This window comes from Paraburkholderia bannensis NBRC 103871, from assembly GCF_000685015.1.
Classification (GTDB): Bacteria; Pseudomonadota; Gammaproteobacteria; order Burkholderiales; family Burkholderiaceae; genus Paraburkholderia; species Paraburkholderia bannensis.
This window is the reverse complement of sequence record NZ_BAYA01000005.1, coordinates 500,855-519,162: the sequence shown is the minus strand read 5'-3', so window position 1 is coordinate 519,162 and position 18,308 is coordinate 500,855. Positions and strand designations below refer to the sequence as shown.

Here is an 18,308-nt window from a genome sequence, read left to right as displayed (position 1 = left end):
CAGAAAAAACGTAAAGCACATGAATGGTCGGACTATAAAAAAACCATTCTTTCGATTAGCTTCCTGAAAGGCTCGACCCATGGAAATCAACGAATCGAAACCATCGAGGCTTCATCTCGCCACGCGTCTCGATATGAGTGCGTTCGCCGATCGCCCCGCCACGCACATTGGCCTGTTCGAACGTGCCGGGCTGCATGGCGATTTCCTGCGTGACGTGCTCACGAGCGCCGCTTATACCTGCATCGAAATCAGGACTATCGATGAACTCGCAGCGATGCTGCAACGTGGCGCGCTCGACCTGCTCATCGTGACCGGGTTCGAGCGCGACGGCTACGGCATCGAAGCGCTGAACTGGATGCGCGGACACGTCGCGCCTGAACTACCGGTATTGATCGTCGGCGAGCCGGGCGAAGCAGATACCGAATCCATGGCGCTCAACGCCGGCGCTGACGATTTCGTCTTGCGCTCGCGATCGTCCGAGGTGCTGGTCGCGCGCATCGGCTCGCTGTTGCGTCGCTCGCATCGTCCCAGGCCGATCCAGCTTGAACGCTACGGAGCCTACGAGTTCGATGCGGGCCGCGGCGTTGTCACGCTGCATGGCAGTGCGGTCACGCTCACGCAGCGCGAGTTCGACCTGGCCAGGCTGCTGTTTCGCCATCAGGATGCGCCGCTGTCGCGCGCGCAGATTTTCGAATCGGTGTGGCACCAGTCTTTCGGCGTGTCCTCGCGCACCGTGGATACACACATCTGCTGGCTGCGCTCGAAGCTGAAATTGAACCCGGGCAACGGCTACGTCGTCACCTCAGTGCATGGCTACGGTTACCGGCTCGAATGCGTGCTGGACGCGTCATAACGTCGGCACACACGCCCTCACGCCCTCACGCTCTCACGCTCTCACGCCCGCGTACGTAGCGGGCGTGCCCCGCACACTCAAAGGCGGTCGAGCCGATAGCCGCGTCCATGCACTGAAGTCAACCGGTAGCCGCTTTCGGGCACGAGATGGAGCTTCGCGCGCAGGCGGCTGATCTGCGTATCGACGCTACGCATATTGACGTCGAGTTCGCCCTGCCAGATCAGGTCGAGAATATGCTCGCGCGAGAGCGTCGTACCGATGTGCTGATAGAACAGCAGCGCGAGCCTGAACTGGCGCACGGTCAGGTGTATCAACGTGCCATTGCGCGAAACGCTGCACGCAACGGGATCGAACTCGAACGCGTCGGTGCTCGCGTCGGCATGGTCGAGTTGCAGCATGCGGGCACGGCGCAACACCGAAGCCACGCGCGCACACAGCACGACAGCTTCCACCGGACGGTTCAGGCAGGTGTCCGCGCCGGCATTCAAGGCGCTGACTTCGTCGCGTTCGGCGGCAAGCGAGGTCACGTAGAGAACCGGAACCTGCGTGGAGACGATGGCGCGAACCGTGCTGAGCACGCGGATCCCCGTCATGTCCGGCAACGCGTGATCGATCACCAGCAGGTCGAAGGTCTCGCGGCGCAACGCACTCAGCAACGCGCTACCCAGCGCAAAGTGATGGCACACGCAGCCAGCGCGAGGCAAGGTGCGCGAAGCGAGTTCCACGAATTCGGAATCGGCGGTCAGTATGGCAAGTCTCATCAGTCAAGCTCTTCTTTTTTACCTGGAGTCACCTGTTCACTGCTGAAAAAAAAGCCAGTCGGATACGCGCATCCAGACTGGCAAATGAAGTTGGTCATAGGTGAGGGGGAGCACCAGAATCCACGACCAACTTCGGGCTTCGTGAGTCCGCGCGTACGCTCCCGGCAAGCGCAGTGACCTCCAATATTCAGCTGCATTGCAGCCTTGATTTGGACTGCGCACGATTGCTCCAGGAGCCGTCTTATTATTAAGCAAAGCGGCCGGATGGGTTGTTAAATCATGTCACATGGACAGGCCTGGCCGCGCCCCCGCAAGACAGGCGTGACCACGACACATATAAAGGATGACTAATTAATTCAGGAAGGCGTTTTATCGAGGAGGAATCGAGGATGACAAAACGCCTTGTTTTACCAGCGCAACAGGCGCGGGCCGAGCCACGCGCCAATCGCCGCGGGCAATAGCATGCCGATGGCGTACCAGATGCTCCAGAACGCCGGGCTCATCTCCGGGCAATGGACGCAGTACGCGATGGTGGCGAGCGCGCTCGCAAAGAGTCCCGCTGCCGCGCCCGCAAGACGTGGACGCGTGGGCGCCAGTCCCTTCGCTGCCCAGAACACCGCAACGAAGGTCGGCACCGACAGCAGCAGGATATTGAACGGACAGGTGCGCCACGACAGGCCGAGCATCAGTGGCACGCGCTCGGCGGGCGCGGCGGTGTCAAGCGTGGCCCAGCCCGCCAGCCACACGACGACGAAGGGCGCGACCACCAGCGCCCACGCGTAACCGCCCCGCACGCCGGGCCGCCCAAGGCGGCTCACGGTCAGCGCCGCCGCGATCGCCACGGCCAGAGGAAACGCGATCTTGGCCCAGAAAATAGGGGTCTGCGCGACATCCATCAGGTCGCGGCGCACGCCAAACACAATCGCCACCAGGATGAGCGAGCCTGCGAGTCCGAGCGGCAGCGCGCGCGCGAAGCGGCGCAAGGCCGCCTTGCGGTCTACACGCGTGACGCCGGTGGACAGCAGCGTGATGAGATCGTCGGTTTTCATTGCGCCCCCCGGATGCGCGCGGCAAGCGCCTTCAGGCCGCGATGAATGCCCACCTTCACCGCCGATTCGGACAGCCCCGTGAGCTTCGCGGCCTCGACCACCGAGCGCCCCTCCAGCTTGACGTGCACGATCGGCAGGCGCTGCTTGTCGGGCAACTGGTCGAGCAGCTTGCCGATGTCGCGGCGCGCCTGCGCCGGTTCGTCGTCGGCCTGCGCGAACAGGTCGGTGTGATCGTCGAGCGGGTCGTTGAGCGATTCGCGCCGGGAGCGCGAGCGAAAGAAGTCCATCAGCTTGTAGCGGGCAATCGCGTGCACCCAGGCGGTCAGCGGTTCATCGGGACGCCACGTGTGGCGCGCGTTGTGCACGGCGAGCAGGATTTCCTGCACGAGATCCTCCACATCGTCGTGCAACTGCGGGATGCGCCGGCGCAGATACGCGCGCAAATGGCGCGTGAGCTCCTGCAGAAAAGTGCGATACGCGTCGGCATCGCCTTCGAGGCCGCTCACGAACAGCGCTTTGAGACGGATTTCCGCTGGGTACAAAGGGCGTCCTGGGTCGTCGCGACGTTGGGAGGACGCGCCCGCGACGGCGTGCCTGCCGGCGTTCCCGCCGGGTCGGGGCGCGATCGGGTGAGGGTAGCCGAAGCTGTCCTGCGCCGCAATAGCGCTCACGGCGTGACCCTGCGGGCCGGAGTCGTCCGCCTGGGGCCACTGCGCTGCACGATTCGCCCAGTTCACGTTCGAATTCCCCTGTAGTGTGGCAGTGCCGATCACACACGAGACTCATGCGCGACTCATGCACCGCACGGCTTGCCCACTTAATTCGCTCGCGGCGGCCAGCGGGTTACAGGCCGGGCGAAATTCTTTCGTCTGACGATCCGACTGGTGGCTCTACCGAACTCACACTTCGTGGATCTTTCAAGGAGCCACATACCGGGTTACCTTAGTGAATCATCGGCGCAGAGGGCTGCGCCCACGCGACGTCACCGTCACACGACCGGAGCTTGTGAAGCATGGCAGCGAGAACCAACGAACATCAGCAACCCATCGGCGCGGCGCTGGACAGCTGGACGCCCCGCGAGCGCCCCGCGCGCGTGACCATCGAAGGCGAGCGTTGCCGCATCGAGCCCGTCGATGTGGAGCGGCATGCCGCCGATCTCTTCGAAGCCTATAGCGCCGCGCCCGACGGCAGCGACTGGACTTACCTCTTCGTCGGCCCGTTCACCGATTTCGAGTCGTTCCGCGCCTATCTCGCCAGGGCCGCGGCCTCGGAAGACCCGCTGCATTACGCCATCGTCGATCGTGCGAGCGACAAGGCCGTGGGCACCTTCGCGCTGATGCGCATAGAGCCCGCGCACGGCGCGATCGAAGTCGGCAGCGTGACGTTTTCGCCGCTGCTCAAGCGCACGGCGATCTCCACCGAAGCGCAATACCTGCTGATGCGCTACGTCTTCGACGAGCTTGGCTACCGCCGCTACGAGTGGAAGTGCGACAGCCTCAACGCGCCGTCGCGCAAGACCGCGCAGCGCCTGGGCTTCCAGTTCGAAGGCATTTTCCGCCAGGCCGTGGTCTATAAAGGCCGCAGCCGCGACACCGCCTGGTTCGCGATCGTCGACCAGGACTGGCCGCAGGCGAAGCGCGCGTTCGAGACCTGGCTTGCGCCCACCAACTTCGACGCCGAGGGCAACCAGCGCGCCTCGCTCGCGAGCCTGCGCGATGCATGAGCCGTTCGTGATCCGCGACCCCGCGCCCGCCGACCGCGCCGACTGGTTCCGGCTGTGGGCGGGCTACAACGCCTTTTACGCAGCGGGCGTCGCGCCCCAGATCAGCGAGCGCACCTGGCAGCGCATGCTCCACACCGATACCGGCCTGTTCGGCCGGATCGCCGAAGTCGACGGACGGGTGATGGGTTTCGCCCTGGGCGTGCTGCACGAGGGCACGTGGGTCGACGCGCCCATCTGCTATCTGGAAGACCTGTTTGTCGACCCCGACGCTCGCGGCAAGGGCATTGGCCGCGCGCTGATCGCGGATCTGGTCGCGCTGGGCAGGCAGCGCGGCTGGTCGCGGATCTACTGGCACACGCGCCAGGACAACCCGGCGCGCAAGCTCTACGACGAATTCACCCCCGCCGACGACTTCGTGCGCTACCGCCTTTCACTCTGACCCGCGTTTCACCCGTGAAACCGAGGGTTTCACCTAGCTGTCAATCAGAAAAACTGATTGCGAGCATCAATTTAATGCGTTTCCCATAAGCGTTCTGATGCGGCAAAGTGTCATCTCCGCGAATGGAGTGATCTCCTTGAACCAACGCATCGATCCGTCCCTGCTTGCCCCGCCCGACCTGTCGTTCGCGACGCTCGACTCGGGCGTCGTTCTGCCGTACCTCGAACGGGGCACCGGCGAACCGCTGCTGTTCGTCCACGGTTCGCTCTGCGATTACCGCTACTGGGCGCCGCAGCTCGACGGCCTCGAAGACGACTTCCGTTGCATCGCGCCGAGCCTGAGCCACTACTGGCCGGCCGCCGACGCCTGCATCCAGGGCGAGTTCGGCTGGGAAAGCCACCTGCACGAACTGGCCGAATTCATCGTCGCGCTGGGTCTGGAGTCGGTGCACCTCGTGGGTCACTCGCGCGGCGGCAGCATTGCCTATCACCTCGCTCGCCGTTATCCGCGTCTCGTGCGCACGCTCGTCCTTGCCGATCCGGGCGGCCCGCTGCGCCGCCTCGAAGACGACGACGACGTCCTGCCGCCGGCCACCAACGCGCTGCGCGCGCGCGCGGCCGACCTGATCGGCAACGGTCAGCTCGAAGACGGTCTGGAACTGTTTGTGGATTCGGTGAGCATGCCCGGCGCGTGGCGCAAGAGCCCGCACGGGTTCCGCGAAATGGCGATCGCCAACGCGACGACGCTGCCCAAGCAGCTCGACGATCCGCTGCCCGCCTACACGCGCCGCCCGGCCGCCGACATCAAGTGCCGTACGCTGCTGATCGACGGACAGCGCAGCCCGCTGATGTTCCGCAACAACGTCGAAGCGCTCGACGAGTGGATCGACTACGCGCAGCGCGTGACGATGAAGGGTGCGACGCACGGCATGAACGCCACGCACGCCGATCTCTTCAACACGCACGTGCGCAACTTCATCTACGAAGGCCGCTAAAGCCTGCCAGGCGCGCGCGACCTTCCAGCGCGCGCCGTCCCCCGCTTCAAGCGCTTATTTGGCAAACAGCTGCCCGATATCCTTGAACGCCTTGAATTCCAGCGCATTGCCGCACGGGTCGAACAGGAACATCGTCGCCTGCTCGCCTACCTGCCCCTGAAAACGGATATACGGTTCGATCACGAACTGCGTGCCGAACTCGCGCAGGCGCTGCGCCAGCCCCTCCCACCGCGCCCATTCCAGTACCACGCCGAAATGCGGTACCGGCACGTCATGGCCGTCCACGGCATTGGTGTGCGCGGCTTCCTGCGAAGCAGTTTTCGGATGTTCGTGAATCACGAGCTGGTGCCCGAAAAAGTCGAAATCGACCCAATGCGTGCTCGAACGCCCTTCTTCGAGGCCGAATACGCGGCCATAGAAGTCGCGTGCGGCGGCCAGGTCGTAGACCGGAATCGCCAGGTGAAACGGCGAAAGACTCATGGTGTGCTCCTCTTCGTGTGCTGAATGTGCTCGGTGCCGGGCAATCTTAGGGCGCGCGGTTGAAAAATAAAATCAATATATAATTTCTCGATTCATCAAGGATTTTTGTGAATGATCCGCGAACTGAAGACGCTGCTTGCCGTGGCAAGTGAAGGCACATTCGCCGCTGCGGGCAAGCGCATCGGGCTGACCCAGGCCGCCGTGAGCGCGCAGATGCAGCGTCTCGAAGCCGAACTGGGCTTCGCGCTGTTCGAGCGCGAGGGACGCAATGCGCGCCTGAATGCGCGGGGGCACCAACTGCTCGTGCAGGCGCAGGAGGTGTTGCAGCTCTACGGCAATCTCAGCACCGTAACCGTGGATCCTGCTGCCGTTGTGCGCGTGAATATCGGCGCGATTGCGTCAGTGCAACGCGCGTTGTTGCCTGATGCGCTCGCCGCGTTTCATCGGCAGTTTCCGGGCGCGCATACGCGGGTGATTCCGGGGCTGTCGATGGAACTCGTCAATCTCGTCGATGCGGGCGAGCTCGATCTGGCCGCGATCATTCGCCCGCCCTTCGCGCTCCAGAGCGACCTGCGCTGGAGCCCCATCACCAGCGAGCCGTTCCGCCTGATTGTGCCGCGCGCGCTGAAAGGCAGCGACTGGATGACGTTGCTCGCGCAACAACCTTTTATTCGTTACGACCGCGCGTCGTTTGGCGGCAGACAGGTCGACCGTTTTCTGCGGCGCATGCAGATCAGGGGGCAAGAGGTGTGCGAACTCGACGAACTGGAGGCCATCGTAAAGCTCGTTGGCAACGGCGTGGGCGTGGCGCTCGTTCCGCAGACCGCGACGTACCGGCGCTGGCCAACGGACGTGCGCGCCATCGATCTCGGTCACCACACGTTTCATCGCGATATCGGCATCGTGCATCGCGACGCGCTGCAATTGAGCGAGGCGGCGCGGGGGTTGCTGGGGCTGATCGTCGGTCAATCGTCCAGCCAGACGTCTTCGTAGCCCTCGTCGTCGATGATGAAGCGCACGCCCGGTGGCAGCGCAAGGTAGTCGAGCACGCGCGGCAGGCGTGCTGCCAGATGCTCGACATGCAGCGGCTGATAAAAGTCCGGTGCGTCCGAATACTCGCCGCAATGGATAAACCAGCCGATGTTGCCGCCTTCCGGCAGCGGCAGCCGCGTGCCGTACACCGGCATGCGTCCCAGCGAACCGATTGCTAGCGCAACCATCTCTTCAGGCCGTGTCCAGGTCAGTCCGTATTTTTGGCACATCGCCTGCTGGCGTTCGCGCAGGGTGCAACTGGCTTTGTCATTCATGAACAGGTGGCCCCGTCATTGTCTTCGACCGTCGGGCCGTCCCAGCCGTCGAGATACTTGATCAGCGAGTCGCTGACGTTCAGCACGCGATCACGGTAGAACAGATGCATGGTTGGCGTGCGATTCGCGGGTAGCGTGCCGTCGTGCGCGCGTGCGAGCAGGCTGTTCAACACCACCCGCATGCCAAGGCGATTGGTGCCGAATACGGTCTCGCCACATGTCGCGCAGAACGCGCGCGACATACGCTTTGTCGGGTGCTGGAACACCTTCGGCGCGCCGTGCGCCACGACGTTTTCACTTGCCCAAGCCGTGGCGGAAAGCATCGGCGTTGCATAGAAGTCGCGGCAGGTTCCGCAGTGGCAATTCGCACGCGCCGCCGGCTCTCCGATCAGATCGACTTTGATCGCGCCGCACAGGCAGGCAAGTTGGCAGGAATCGGTCATGGTGGGTCTCCGTGGATTGTGTACGCACAGTGCGCGCGATTTGACCACGTTTCACTCAATCGCCCTCCTTTGCGCGCCACGCGCCCATAAAAAAACCACGGCGCGCTTCACAGCGCAACCGTGGTTTTTGCGGTCAAACGCCGCGATGTAGCGGTGTTTCAGCCGCCCAGCGCCGGATCGCTATAGCTCGGATGACCCGTTTCGACGTGACCGGCAATGCGGCGCACAAAGGTCGAATCGCTATCGACCGTAATCGTCAGGTCGTACCAGCCATAAGCATTGCGCAGATCCAGATAGATCTGCTCGGTATCGCCGCCGCGCACCGTGTGCTGGATCTTCGTGCTGGGGTCATACGCGTTGACGATGGTGAACTGGCAACGCGAGCCGCCCACGTTCTCCAGGCGCAGTTGCAGGTTGCCGTTCGCCACGTCGTAGCCTTCGGCCACTTCAGGACGCGCCGTTTCGCCGTGACCGAACCAGCCCGTCGACGTCTGCTTGCCAGCGAAGCGGCGCAGGAAGCCATTCGGCCCATGCACGGTGAAATCGTAGGCACCGGTCGCGCCGATCGTCAGGTGGTCTTCCAGGCGCTTGCCCGCTTCGACCGTGTAGGTCAGCGGCGCATCGCTGCTGCCCGTCGAGTAGACGAGAAACACCGCGCCCGCGCGGCCCGTGTTGATGAAGTGCGCCTTGGCCTTGCCAGTCGAAGCGTTCGCGTTGAAACGCACGAACAGCTCATAAGGCAACGCGCGCGCAGGACGCACCCCGCTCTCCTGCTTCGGCACGCTGCCGACCAGCGGCGGCACCGGCACGTAGTCCGGATGGCGGTTCTTGTCGGGCGGCGCGTAGCCGGTCGTCGACGGCAGCGTCGGCAGCGCGGCGTTGGGCGTGGCGAAGTTGAACGCGGAGGTCAGGTCGCCGCACACCGTGCGACGCCACGGCGTGATGTTCGGCTCGGCGAGATCGTGATGCGCGCCAAAGCGCTTTTCGATGAAGCGGATCACCGACGTGTGATCGAAGGTCTCCGAACACACCCAGCCGCCGCGCGACCACGGCGAGACCACCAGCATCGGCACGCGCGGCCCGAGTCCATACGGGGCCGACGCGTACTTGCTGCTGCCGGGGAAAATCTCGTTGGTCGTATCGACCGTCGACAGGCCATTCGCGCTCGATGCGGGCGGGAACGGCGGCGCAATGTGATCGAAGAAACCGTCGTTCTCGTCGTAGTTCACGAGCAGCACGGTCTTGCTCCACAGATCGGGATTCGACGTGAGGATCTGGAGCACCTGGTCGACGTACCATGCGCCGTAATTCGCGGGCCAGTTCGGATGCTCCGTATAGGCTTCGGGCGCGACGATCCACGACACCTGCGGCAGGGTGTTGTTCGCCACGTCCTGCTTGAGCACGTCGAAATACGTGCCGCCCGCAAGCACGTTGGTGCCGGTGCGGGCGCGGTCATAGAGCGGGTTGCCCGGCTGCGCGTTCTGATATTGATGGAAGTACAGCAGCGAGTTGTCGCCGTAATTGCCGATGTACGGGTTGTCGCCCGTCCAGCCCCACGAGCCCTTCGCGTCCAGGCCTTCGCCGATGTCCTGATAGATCTTCCACGAGATGCCCGCGTTCTGCAGCACTTCGGGGTAGGTCGACCAGCCGTAGCCCGCCTCGGCGTTGTCGACCACCGGGCCGCCGCCGCTGCCGTCGTTGCCCACCCAGCCCGTCCACATGTAGTAGCGGTTCGGATCGGTCGAGGTCAGCGTCGAGCAGTGATACGCATCACAGATCGTGAAGGCGTCGGCGAGCTGGTAGTGGAACGGGATGTCGTCGCGCGTGAGATAGGCCATCGTGGTCGTGCCCTTGGCGGGCACCCACTGGTCGTAGCGGCCGCCGTTCCAGGCAGCATGCGTGGTCGGCCAGTCGTGCGGCAGATCCTGGATGAACTGCAGACCCAGGTTGGCGGCCGTCGGGTGGAACGGCAGCACTTCGCCCACGCCAGCAGCCAGCGGCTGGTTCCACACCGGCTTGCCGGTGGGCAGCGTGATGGCGCGCGTGTCGCCGAATCCGCGCACGCCGCGCAGCGTGCCGAAGTAATGGTCGAACGAACGGTTTTCCTGCATCAGGACGACGATGTGCTCGACGTCACGGATGCTGCCCGTGCGGTTGTTCGCGGGAATCGCGAGCGCGTTGCGGATGCCTTGCGGCAGCATCGTCAGGGCGGTGGCCGAACCGGCGCTCATCGCGGCGGTGCGGAGAAAGTCACGGCGGCTTCTCGAAGTCATGTTGTGGTTTCCATCTTCAGGTTGAGAAAGCACGCGCGACGCCGCGCCGTCACGAACAACGGCAGGCGGCGCGGGGTCGCGCGGCCGGGTGCAGTTCTTTCAATCGGCGGTGTGAATCTCGGGTGGGGCGAGCGGCGCATCGCTGGCTACATGCGCGCCGCTGGTGCTGCTGAAGCTGTCCGCGCCGCTCGCGCTGTCGGGTGCTGCTGCGCGTGCGGGCGAGCGAATGACCTGCGCGGTGATGGCGCTGCCGTTCGCACTGTCCGGGAGATTCGAGGGCGTGGAAAACGCGCCGGCAAGCGGTGCGGCGCCCGGCTGCTGGGCGGACGTTGCGCTCAGTGCGGGCATGGGTTGCGTTTGCGCGAGCTCACGCGCGGCGCTCGTGGTGAGCGCAACGCGTGCGTCGTCGCCGCGATCGCTGCATGCACTGGTTGCGCACGCAACCCATGCAGCGATCGCGCTGACGAGCAGCACGTCGGGCAGGCTCAAACGTTTGCGCGGCGCGTTCCGCAAATGCAGGCGCGCCGGCACGAATTCGACCGTCATCGAAGTCTCCGAACAATAGAGGCACAACAACGGCTCGAGGAGGCGGCCCGAGCGTCGCCTTAACGCTGGGAAAGCAGCGGTAAGGCAGCGATGAAGCATAGCGACTACGCTTTTAAGTTTTATGACGCATGACTGAAAACGCCTTTCAATAACAATGCTTTCAGAACGTAATAAAACTCAAGGCACGCCAATTGCAACCGCTAACGCGCACAATGGAAAAGCATGTCGCGAGTTTGAATACGTCAATGCAAAGGGGACGCCGATGACCAGCCACGCAGTCAGCAAAAAGAAAACTCACCAGGCGGCGAAAAGCGGCAAGCGCGGCAAGAAAGAGAGCGCGCTGATTCTCGATTCGGAAGATGCACAGCCCGCAGCAAAACGTGCAAGGAAACTACCGAAGCCCGACCAGCGCCAGGCCATTCTCACCGAGCAACGCCGCCTGAAAATGGCGCGCTCGCCGCACGCCTACGTGCGAGGCAATACCGAGCAGTTCTACGAATGGATCGTCGAGGCGAACGGCGGATCGCTGCCGCGCGGCCCCGCAATCTGGATTTGCGGCGATTGCCATACCGGCAATCTCGGCCCCATCGCGAATCAGGAAGGCAAGGTCGAAATTCATATCCGCGACCTCGACCAGACCGTGATCGGCAATCCCGCGCACGACCTCATCCGGCTCGGGCTGTCGCTGGCGACGGCGGCGCGCGGTTCGTCGCTGTCGGGGCTGACTATCGTGCACATGATGGAAGCGCTGGCCGCCGGGTATGAATCGGCATTCGAGACGAAACGCAAAAAGCCCGAATTGCCCGAGCGTCCCGAGCCCGTCCATCTGGCGATGAAGCTCGCGGTGCGTCGTTCGTGGCGCCATCTCGCCGAAGAACGCATCGAAGACCTTCGCCCCACCATCCCGCTCGGCAAACGCTTCTGGCCGCTCACGCGCGCGGAGAACAAGGCAATTGCGTCCCTCTTCGCCGATGAGGCCATCGCGAGCCTGCCCACCGGCCTGCGCGGGCGCAACGACGCCGGTGAAGTCGAGGTGCTCGACGCCGCGTATTGGGTGAAGGGTTGCAGTTCGCTCGGGCGCTTGCGCTACGCCGTGCTGCTCGACGTGGACGGCGGCGTGATCGAAGGCGACGACCTCTGCCTCATGGACATCAAGGAAGGCGTGAAGGCCGCCGCGCCGCGATACGAAGAAGCGTCGATGCCGCGCGATAACGCCGAGCGCGTGGTGGAAGGCGCACGCCATCTTTCGCCGTTCCTGGGCGAGCGTATGCGTGCGGCGCGCCTGCTCGATCGCGCGGTGGTGATACGCGAATTGCTGCCACAAGACCTCAAGCTCGAAATCGACGAACTCGACAAGGACGATGCGCGTAAGGTCGCGTTCTATCTCGCCGCCGTGGTCGGCAAGGCGCACGCGCGGCAGATGGATCCGCCCACGCGGCGCGGCTGGCTTGCGGAGCTGCGGCGCAATCGCTCGAAAACCATCGATGCGCCGCTGTGGCTCTGGAACAGCGTGGTGCAACTGGCGAGCAGTCACGAAGCCGGTTACCTGGAACACTGCCGGCGCTACGCCACCGGCGTGAACTAGGCGCGCGCCTTTTAAGCCTCGATGCGCCCGTAACCGCCGCCGCCCGGCGTTTCGACCACGAACACGTCGCCCTCGGCCATCTCCACGCTCGCGATATGGCCGAGCGCCACGACCTCGCCGCCTGCGCGCTCGACCCGGTTGCTGCCCGCACGCCCCGCGTGGCCGCCCGCAGCGCCGAACGGCGCATGGATGCGATTGTTCGAGAGGATGGAAGCGGTCATCGGCGCGAGAAAACGGATGCGTCGCACCGCGCCGTTGCCGCCGCGCCAACGTCCGCCGCCGCCCGATTGCGCGCGGATCAAATGCGATTCGAGCCGCACGGGATAGCGCCATTCGAGCACTTCAGGGTCAGTCAGGCGCGAGTTCGTCATATGCGTCTGCACGGCGTCCACGCCGCCAAACCCTTCGCCCGCACCGCTGCCACCCGCAATCGTTTCGTAATACTGATATTTTGCGTCGCCGAAGGTGAAGTTGTTCATCGTCCCCTGGCTCGACGCCACGATGCCCAGCGCGCCATAGAGCGCATTCGTGATCGCAGACGAGGTCTCCACGTTGCCCGACACCACCGCCGCCGGATAGACGGGATTGAGCATCGAGCGCTCGGGCACCGTCACGGTCAGCGGCTTCAGGCAGCCTGCGTTGAGCGGGATATCGTCGCCGACGAGCGTGCGGAACACATAGAGCACAGCCGCCATGCACACGGCTTTCGGCGCGTTGAAGTTGTTCGGCAATTGCGCCGATGTGCCGCTGAAATCGATCGACGCACTGCGCGTCCTTGCATCGACGCGAATCGCCACTTCGATCACCGCGCCATTGTCCAGTTCGTAGCGGTACGCGCCGTCCTTAAGCGCGTCGATCACGCGGCGCACCGCTTCTTCCGCGTTGTCCTGCACGTGCTGCATGAACGCGAGCACGACGTCGCGGCCGAATTGCGCGACCATGCGGCGCAACTCGTCCACGCCTTTCTGGTTGGCGGCCACCTGGGCGCGCAGGTCGGCCATATTCTGGTCGATATTGCGCGCGGGATAGCGGCCCGACGCCAGCAACACGCGCGTTTCGCGCTCGCGCAGCACGCCCGCCGACACGAGTTGCCAGTTGTCGATCAGCACGCCCTCTTCTTCGATATGCGTCGAGGCCGCGGGCATGGAACCGGGCGTGATGCCGCCGATATCCGCGTGATGGCCGCGCGAACCCACGTAAAACAGGGGCTCTGCGCAACCGTCGGCGAAGACGGGCGTGATGACCGTCACGTCCGGCAGGTGTGTGCCGCCGTGATACGGATCGTTGAGCATGAATACGTCGCCGTCGCGCATCGCACCGCGATTACGGTCGATGACGGTCTTGATGCTCTCGCCCATCGACCCCAAGTGCACGGGCATGTGCGGCGCGTTGGCGATGAGGTTGCCAACGGCGTCGAAGATCGCACACGAAAAGTCGAGACGCTCCTTGATGTTCACCGAATAAGCCGTGTTTTGCAGGCGCAACCCCATTTGCTCGGCAATCGACATGAAGAGGTTGTTGAAGATTTCCAGGCGCACGGGATCGGCCTCGGTGCCCATCGAGCGGCGCGTGGGCAACGCCTCGACGCGCGTCATCACCACATTGCCTTGCTCGGTCAGCGCAGCCTGCCAGCCTGGCTCGACAACGGTCGTGCCGTTCTTTTCCGCGATGATCGCGGGGCCGTCGAGCACGTCGCCTGCCAGCAGCGTATCGCGCTGGTAAAGCGCGGCGTCGTGCCAGCGGCCGCTCGAATAGAAGCGCACGTTTGCCGCCACGGACGGCGCGCGGCCCGCCTCGCGCGACGCGAGCGTGGCCGTGACCGCTTGCGCATCGGCGTGACCGATCGCCTCGACTGACGCCAGCTCGACGACGAGCGGCGTATCGGGCATCAGGAACGCGTAGCGTTGCCGGTAAGCGGCTTCGAAAGCCGCGCGCATCGCATCCACGCTGCCCGCATTCACCGCAAGCGCCGAATCGGTGCCCTGATAACGCAGATGCACGCGGCGCGCCGTGCTGATGCGTGCGGCGTCCACCCCCTGCTCGCGCAACGCGCTCACCGCTTCTTGCGCAAGTCCATCTAGCACGCTTTCCACGTTTGCGAGCGATGCGTCTTCCAGCACGATTTCCAGCGCACGTTCGCGCATCGCGGTCTGGTCGGCAAGTCCCATGCCGAACGCCGACAGCACGCCCGCGAAGGGATGGGCAAACACGCGGCTCATGCCCAAAGCGTCGGCCACGCCGCACGCATGCTGGCCGCCCGCGCCGCCAAAAGTCGTTAGCACGTACTGCGAAACATCATGGCCCCGCTGCACGGAGATCTTCTTGATGGCATTTGCCATGCTGCCAATGGCAATTTCCAGGTAGCCTTCGGCGATTTCTTCCGGCGTGCGCCGCTGGCCGGTCGCAGCGAAGATCGTGTCGGCCAGCGCATTGAAGCGCTCGACAACGGCCTCTCGATCGAGCGCTTCGTTCGCATGCGGGCCGAACACGCGCGGGAACCAGTCGGGCTGAATCTTGCCGAGCATGACGTTGCAGTCGGTGACGGTCAACGGGCCGCCCCGCCGATACGCGCACGGGCCGGGATTCGCGCCCGCGGAATCCGGGCCGACGCGCAGTCGCGCGCCATCGAAGCCCAGCACCGACCCGCCGCCCGCCGCGACCGTGTGAATGCTCATCATCGGCGCACGCATCCGTACGCCCGCCACCTGCGTTTCGAACACACGCTCGAATTCGCCGTTGAAATGCGAGACGTCGGTGGAGGTGCCGCCCATGTCGAAGCCGATCACGTGATCGAAACCCGCCGCCTGCGCCGCGCGCACCATCCCGACGATGCCGCCCGCCGGCCCGGAGAGAATCGCGTCCTTGCCCTGGAAGCAGTCGGCACGCGTCAGGCCGCCGCTGCTCTGCATGAATTGCAGGTTGACGCCGGGCATTTCGCTGGCGACCTGGTCGACGTAACGGCGCAGGATCGGCGAAAGATAGGCGTCGACCACCGTAGTGTCGCCACGCGACACCATCTTCATGAGCGGCGAGACTTCGTGCGAGACCGAAACCTGCGTGAAGCCGATGCGTCGCGCCAGCGCGGCGAGCGCGCTTTCGTGCGCGGTGTGGCGATAGCCGTGAATCAGGACGATCGCGAGCGCACGGATGCCCGCGTCGTAGACTTCGCGCAGCGCCGCTTCGGCGCTGTCTGGATCGAGCGGTTCGACCACTTCGCCTTGTGCGCCCACGCGCTCGTCGATCTCGACGACGCGTTCATAGAGCGCTTCCGGCAACGCGATGTCGAGATCGAACAGGCGCGGCCGGTTCTGGTACGCGATGCGCAGGACATCGCGGAAACCGCGCGTGGTCACGAGCGCAACCGGTTCGCCCTTGCGTTCGAGCAGCGCATTCGTGGCAACGGTCGTGCCCATCTTGACCATCTCGACGTCGCGCGGCGTGATCGGTTCACCGGCGGCCAGACCTAGCAGGTGACGGATGCCAGCCACGGCGGCGTCGCGATACTGCTCGGGATTCTCCGAAAGCAACTTGTGCGTCGTGAGCGTGCCGTCCGGGCGGCGCGCAACGATATCGGTGAACGTGCCTCCGCGGTCGATCCAGAACTGCCAGCGGGAAGGCGTGCATGCGTCAGGGACTTGATCGTGATTCATGGTGCGCTTTCTATAAGGATGACGAAATAATATCGATCGAAAACAGGCCCGCTCGCGGCGAGCCCTGAAATTCAGGCGGTTTCGAGTTCGCGGCCGCGCGTTTCGGGCAACGTGAGCGCTGCGACGATCAGCACGCCGTAGGCGGCGACGGCGAAGATGCCGATGCTCGTGCCCAGACCGAACTGCTTCGACAGCGAGCCGATCAGCACGGGAAACAGCGCCCCGATCGCACGGCCCACGTTGTAGCAGAAGCCCTGCCCCGAGCCGCGCACGCGGGTCGGAAAGAGTTCGGTGAGGAACGCCCCCATGCCCGAGAAAATGCCGGAAGCGAAGAAGCCGAGCGGGAAGCCGAGCCACAGCATCGACGCATTCGTGAGCGGCAGCGAGGTGTAGGCAAAAGCAATCGCCATCGACCCGACCGCGAACAGGATGAAATTAGGCTTGCGGCCAAGACGGTCGGTGAGCCACGCGCTCGACAGATAGCCGACGTAGGAGCCGACAATGATCATCGCGAGATAGCCGCCCGTGCCCATCACCGTGAGATGGCGCTCGGTCTTGAGGAAGGTCGGCAGCCAGGTCGTGATCGCGTAATAGCCGCCTTGCGCACCCGTCGTCAGCAGCGCGGCGCGCAGCGTCGTGGAGAGCAGCTTCGGCGAGAAGATTTCCGTGAAGCGCGGCGCATCGTTCGACGCCTGCTGCGCAAGCTTCGACTGCTCAAATACTTCGGGTTCCTTGACATACCGGCGGATCACCAGGACGAGCAGCGCGGGCACGAGACCGATCAGGAACAGCGCGCGCCACGCGATTTCCGGCGCCATCACCGAGAACAGCACGGCGTAGAGCAGCGCGGCAATGCCCCAGCCGATTGCCCAGCCCGACTGCACGAGGCCCACCGCCTTGCCGCGGTCGCGCGCCCGGATCACTTCGCCGATCAGCACCGCGCCCGCCGTCCACTCGCCGCCGAAGCCGAAGCCCATCAGCGCGCGGGCCGCGAGCAACTGGTGGTAGTTCTGCGCGAGACCGCACAGGCCCGTGAACAGCGCGAACCACAGCACGGTGAGCTGCAGCGTGCGCACCCGGCCGATGCGATCCGAAAGAATGCCCGCGATCCAGCCGCCTAGCGCCGACGAAAGCAGCGTCATGGTGCCGATAAATCCCGCGTCGCCGAGCGAAATGCCCCAGGTCGCGACCAGCGTGGGGATCACGAAGGACAGCATCTGCGTGTCCATGCCGTCGAGCATGTAGCCGACCTTGCAGCTCCAGAATGCGCGACGCGCACGCGGGCCTGCTTCGGCGTACCAGGAAAGCTGCGAGCCGCCGCCGTCTGCGGCCGTCTCGCCCGCGCTCGCTGCGAATGTCTTGCTGTCCATCTGTCGCTCCTGTTGATAGACGCGTGGGGAAAACCTGGCGTTGCGCGGACTAGAACACGGCCAGCGACGCGTTGGTGATGTCGGTCATCAGCATGTGACCGGGGGCGTGCGCAATCGCAAGCGGAAGCTTCGCGGCCATCAGCGCCGTTTGGGGCGTCACGCCGCACGCCCAGTAGACCGGCAGCTCGCCGGGCCGGATCGTCACCGCATCGCCAAATTCAGGCTGCGCGAGATCGGCAATGCCCAGCTCCGCCGCTTCGCCGATATGCACGGGCGCGCCGTGGACGCCGGGAAAGCGGCTGGTGATCTGCACCGCGCGGATCGCGTCGGCGCCACGCAGCGGACGCATCGACACGACCAGCTCGCCACCGAAGACACCCGCGCGGCGGTTCGCGATGTGCGTCCGGTACATCGGCACGTTGCGGCCTTCTTCGACATGACGCAGCCCGATGCCTTCCTTCGCGAGCATCTGCTCGAACGAGAACGAGCAGCCGATGGCGAACACCACGAAATCGTCCTGCCACAGGGCCTCGATCGAGTCGACGCAATCGCTTAGTACTCCGTTACGATAGACGTTGTAGGCCGGAACATCAGTGCGAATGTCGATGTCACGGCCCAGCACCGGCACGCGGAAATCGCCGGGCTCGCCAACGCCCAGCAGCGGGCACGGCTTCGGATTCGCGTGGCAGAAACGCAGGAAATCGTGGGCGAACGCTGCGGGCAGGATCGCCAGATTGGCCTGCGCGTAGTCGCCGCAATGACCAGCGGTCGGGCCTCGGAAATCGCCGTGTCGAACGGCCTGGCGGAATTCATACGGTGTCATGGGTGAGGTCAG

15 protein-coding genes and 1 pseudogene are annotated in these 18,308 nt (G+C 64.5%); 5 read left to right on the top strand and 11 right to left on the bottom strand.

All coding sequences use genetic code 11. The annotated features are described in order from the left end of the window. Positions 1-79: 79 nt before the first annotated feature. Positions 80-853 carry a response regulator transcription factor gene (locus BBA01S_RS11115; protein WP_052391726.1) on the top strand — a complete coding sequence of 258 codons (774 nt, stop codon included), beginning with the start codon at positions 80-82 and terminating at the stop codon, positions 851-853. Between the two features lie 77 nt (positions 854-930). Here BBA01S_RS11115 and BBA01S_RS11110 read toward each other — a convergent pair whose 3' ends face one another. From BBA01S_RS11110 to BBA01S_RS11100, 3 genes are all read right to left on the bottom strand, one after another. Continuing rightward, complete coding sequence (locus BBA01S_RS11110; RefSeq protein WP_027816502.1) at positions 931-1,614, bottom strand: response regulator transcription factor; 684 nt, start codon at positions 1,612-1,614, stop codon at positions 931-933. A gap of 407 nt (positions 1,615-2,021) precedes the next feature. Continuing rightward, a complete protein-coding gene (locus BBA01S_RS11105) occupies positions 2,022-2,663 on the bottom strand; it encodes a DUF1109 domain-containing protein (RefSeq protein WP_027816501.1) in 642 nt (213 codons plus the stop codon). Continuing rightward, complete coding sequence (locus BBA01S_RS11100; protein WP_027816500.1) at positions 2,660-3,205, bottom strand: sigma-70 family RNA polymerase sigma factor; 546 nt, start codon at positions 3,203-3,205, stop codon at positions 2,660-2,662. Before BBA01S_RS11100 ends, BBA01S_RS11105 begins: the two co-directional genes overlap by 4 nt. 470 nt (positions 3,206-3,675) lie before the next feature. Here BBA01S_RS11100 and BBA01S_RS48625 point away from each other — a divergent pair. Beyond that, positions 3,676-4,825, top strand: a pseudogene (locus tag BBA01S_RS48625) (GNAT family N-acetyltransferase). Positions 4,826-4,961: 136 nt separating this feature from the next. Then, positions 4,962-5,819, top strand: coding sequence for an alpha/beta fold hydrolase (locus BBA01S_RS11085; RefSeq protein WP_027816497.1), 858 nt, complete (start codon positions 4,962-4,964; stop codon positions 5,817-5,819). A 54-nt stretch (positions 5,820-5,873) separates the two neighbouring features. On the opposite strand, the gene BBA01S_RS11080 is transcribed toward BBA01S_RS11085, so the two are convergent. Next, a complete protein-coding gene (locus tag BBA01S_RS11080; RefSeq protein ID WP_027816496.1) occupies positions 5,874-6,299 on the bottom strand; it encodes a VOC family protein in 426 nt (141 codons plus the stop codon). Between the two features lie 111 nt (positions 6,300-6,410). Between BBA01S_RS11080 and BBA01S_RS11075 the strand changes: the two genes are divergently transcribed. Beyond that, positions 6,411-7,292 (top strand): LysR substrate-binding domain-containing protein, encoded by an 882-nt coding sequence (locus BBA01S_RS11075; protein ID WP_027816495.1) that lies wholly within the window; start codon positions 6,411-6,413, stop codon positions 7,290-7,292. Here the strand turns inward: BBA01S_RS11075 and BBA01S_RS11070 are convergent. The 4 genes from BBA01S_RS11070 to BBA01S_RS11055 all read right to left on the bottom strand — a co-directional run bounded on the left by BBA01S_RS11070 (position 7,265) and on the right by BBA01S_RS11055 (position 10,868). Continuing rightward, entirely contained in the window at positions 7,265-7,606 is a 342-nt protein-coding gene (locus tag BBA01S_RS11070) for an immunity protein Imm33 domain-containing protein (RefSeq protein ID WP_042296715.1), read from the bottom strand. The genes BBA01S_RS11075 and BBA01S_RS11070 overlap by 28 nt on opposite strands. Continuing rightward, on the bottom strand, positions 7,603-8,049 hold the full coding sequence (locus tag BBA01S_RS11065; RefSeq protein ID WP_027816493.1) for a GFA family protein: 447 nt from the start codon (positions 8,047-8,049) through the stop codon (positions 7,603-7,605). Before BBA01S_RS11065 ends, BBA01S_RS11070 begins: the two co-directional genes overlap by 4 nt. Positions 8,050-8,207: 158 nt before the next feature. Next, positions 8,208-10,322, bottom strand: a complete 2,115-nt coding sequence (locus BBA01S_RS11060; protein ID WP_027816492.1) for a phosphocholine-specific phospholipase C — start codon at positions 10,320-10,322, stop codon at positions 8,208-8,210. 99 nt (positions 10,323-10,421) lie between these two features. Then, complete coding sequence (locus tag BBA01S_RS11055) at positions 10,422-10,868, bottom strand: hypothetical protein (RefSeq protein WP_027816491.1); 447 nt, start codon at positions 10,866-10,868, stop codon at positions 10,422-10,424. A 262-nt stretch (positions 10,869-11,130) separates the two neighbouring features. On the opposite strand from BBA01S_RS11055, the gene BBA01S_RS11050 reads away from it, so the two are divergent. Continuing rightward, positions 11,131-12,453, top strand: coding sequence for a DUF2252 domain-containing protein (locus tag BBA01S_RS11050; RefSeq protein WP_084162057.1), 1,323 nt, complete (start codon positions 11,131-11,133; stop codon positions 12,451-12,453). A gap of 11 nt (positions 12,454-12,464) precedes the next feature. On the opposite strand, the gene BBA01S_RS11045 is transcribed toward BBA01S_RS11050, so the two are convergent. The 3 genes from BBA01S_RS11045 to BBA01S_RS11035 form a co-directional block, all read right to left on the bottom strand. Then, complete coding sequence (locus BBA01S_RS11045; RefSeq protein ID WP_027816489.1) at positions 12,465-16,103, bottom strand: hydantoinase B/oxoprolinase family protein; 3,639 nt, start codon at positions 16,101-16,103, stop codon at positions 12,465-12,467. A gap of 71 nt (positions 16,104-16,174) precedes the next feature. Beyond that, the gene (locus BBA01S_RS11040) at positions 16,175-17,473 is read right to left on the bottom strand and encodes an MFS transporter (protein WP_027816488.1); all 1,299 of its coding nucleotides are present in this window, start codon (positions 17,471-17,473) and stop codon (positions 16,175-16,177) included. Between the two features lie 49 nt (positions 17,474-17,522). Continuing rightward, positions 17,523-18,296, bottom strand: coding sequence for a putative hydro-lyase (locus BBA01S_RS11035; RefSeq protein WP_027816487.1), 774 nt, complete (start codon positions 18,294-18,296; stop codon positions 17,523-17,525). Positions 18,297-18,308 lie beyond the last annotated feature (12 nt).

Bases quoted from the DNA above. Each gene is read 5' to 3' on its own strand.
- BBA01S_RS11115 (WP_052391726.1), top strand. From the start codon at position 80: ATGGAAATCAACGAATCGAAACCATCGAGGCTTCATCTCGCCACGCGT.
- BBA01S_RS11110 (WP_027816502.1), bottom strand. From the start codon at position 1,614: ATGAGACTTGCCATACTGACCGCCGATTCCGAATTCGTGGAACTCGCT.
- BBA01S_RS11105 (WP_027816501.1), bottom strand. From the start codon at position 2,663: ATGAAAACCGACGATCTCATCACGCTGCTGTCCACCGGCGTCACGCGT.
- BBA01S_RS11080 (WP_027816496.1), bottom strand. From the start codon at position 6,299: ATGAGTCTTTCGCCGTTTCACCTGGCGATTCCGGTCTACGACCTGGCC.
- BBA01S_RS11075 (WP_027816495.1), top strand. From the start codon at position 6,411: ATGATCCGCGAACTGAAGACGCTGCTTGCCGTGGCAAGTGAAGGCACA.
- BBA01S_RS11070 (WP_042296715.1), bottom strand. From the start codon at position 7,606: ATGAATGACAAAGCCAGTTGCACCCTGCGCGAACGCCAGCAGGCGATG.
- BBA01S_RS11065 (WP_027816493.1), bottom strand. From the start codon at position 8,049: ATGACCGATTCCTGCCAACTTGCCTGCCTGTGCGGCGCGATCAAAGTC.
- BBA01S_RS11060 (WP_027816492.1), bottom strand. From the start codon at position 10,322: ATGACTTCGAGAAGCCGCCGTGACTTTCTCCGCACCGCCGCGATGAGC.
- BBA01S_RS11055 (WP_027816491.1), bottom strand. From the start codon at position 10,868: ATGACGGTCGAATTCGTGCCGGCGCGCCTGCATTTGCGGAACGCGCCG.
- BBA01S_RS11050 (WP_084162057.1), top strand. From the start codon at position 11,131: ATGACCAGCCACGCAGTCAGCAAAAAGAAAACTCACCAGGCGGCGAAA.
- BBA01S_RS11045 (WP_027816489.1), bottom strand. From the start codon at position 16,103: ATGAATCACGATCAAGTCCCTGACGCATGCACGCCTTCCCGCTGGCAG.
- BBA01S_RS11040 (WP_027816488.1), bottom strand. From the start codon at position 17,473: ATGGACAGCAAGACATTCGCAGCGAGCGCGGGCGAGACGGCCGCAGAC.
- BBA01S_RS11035 (WP_027816487.1), bottom strand. From the start codon at position 18,296: ATGACACCGTATGAATTCCGCCAGGCCGTTCGACACGGCGATTTCCGA.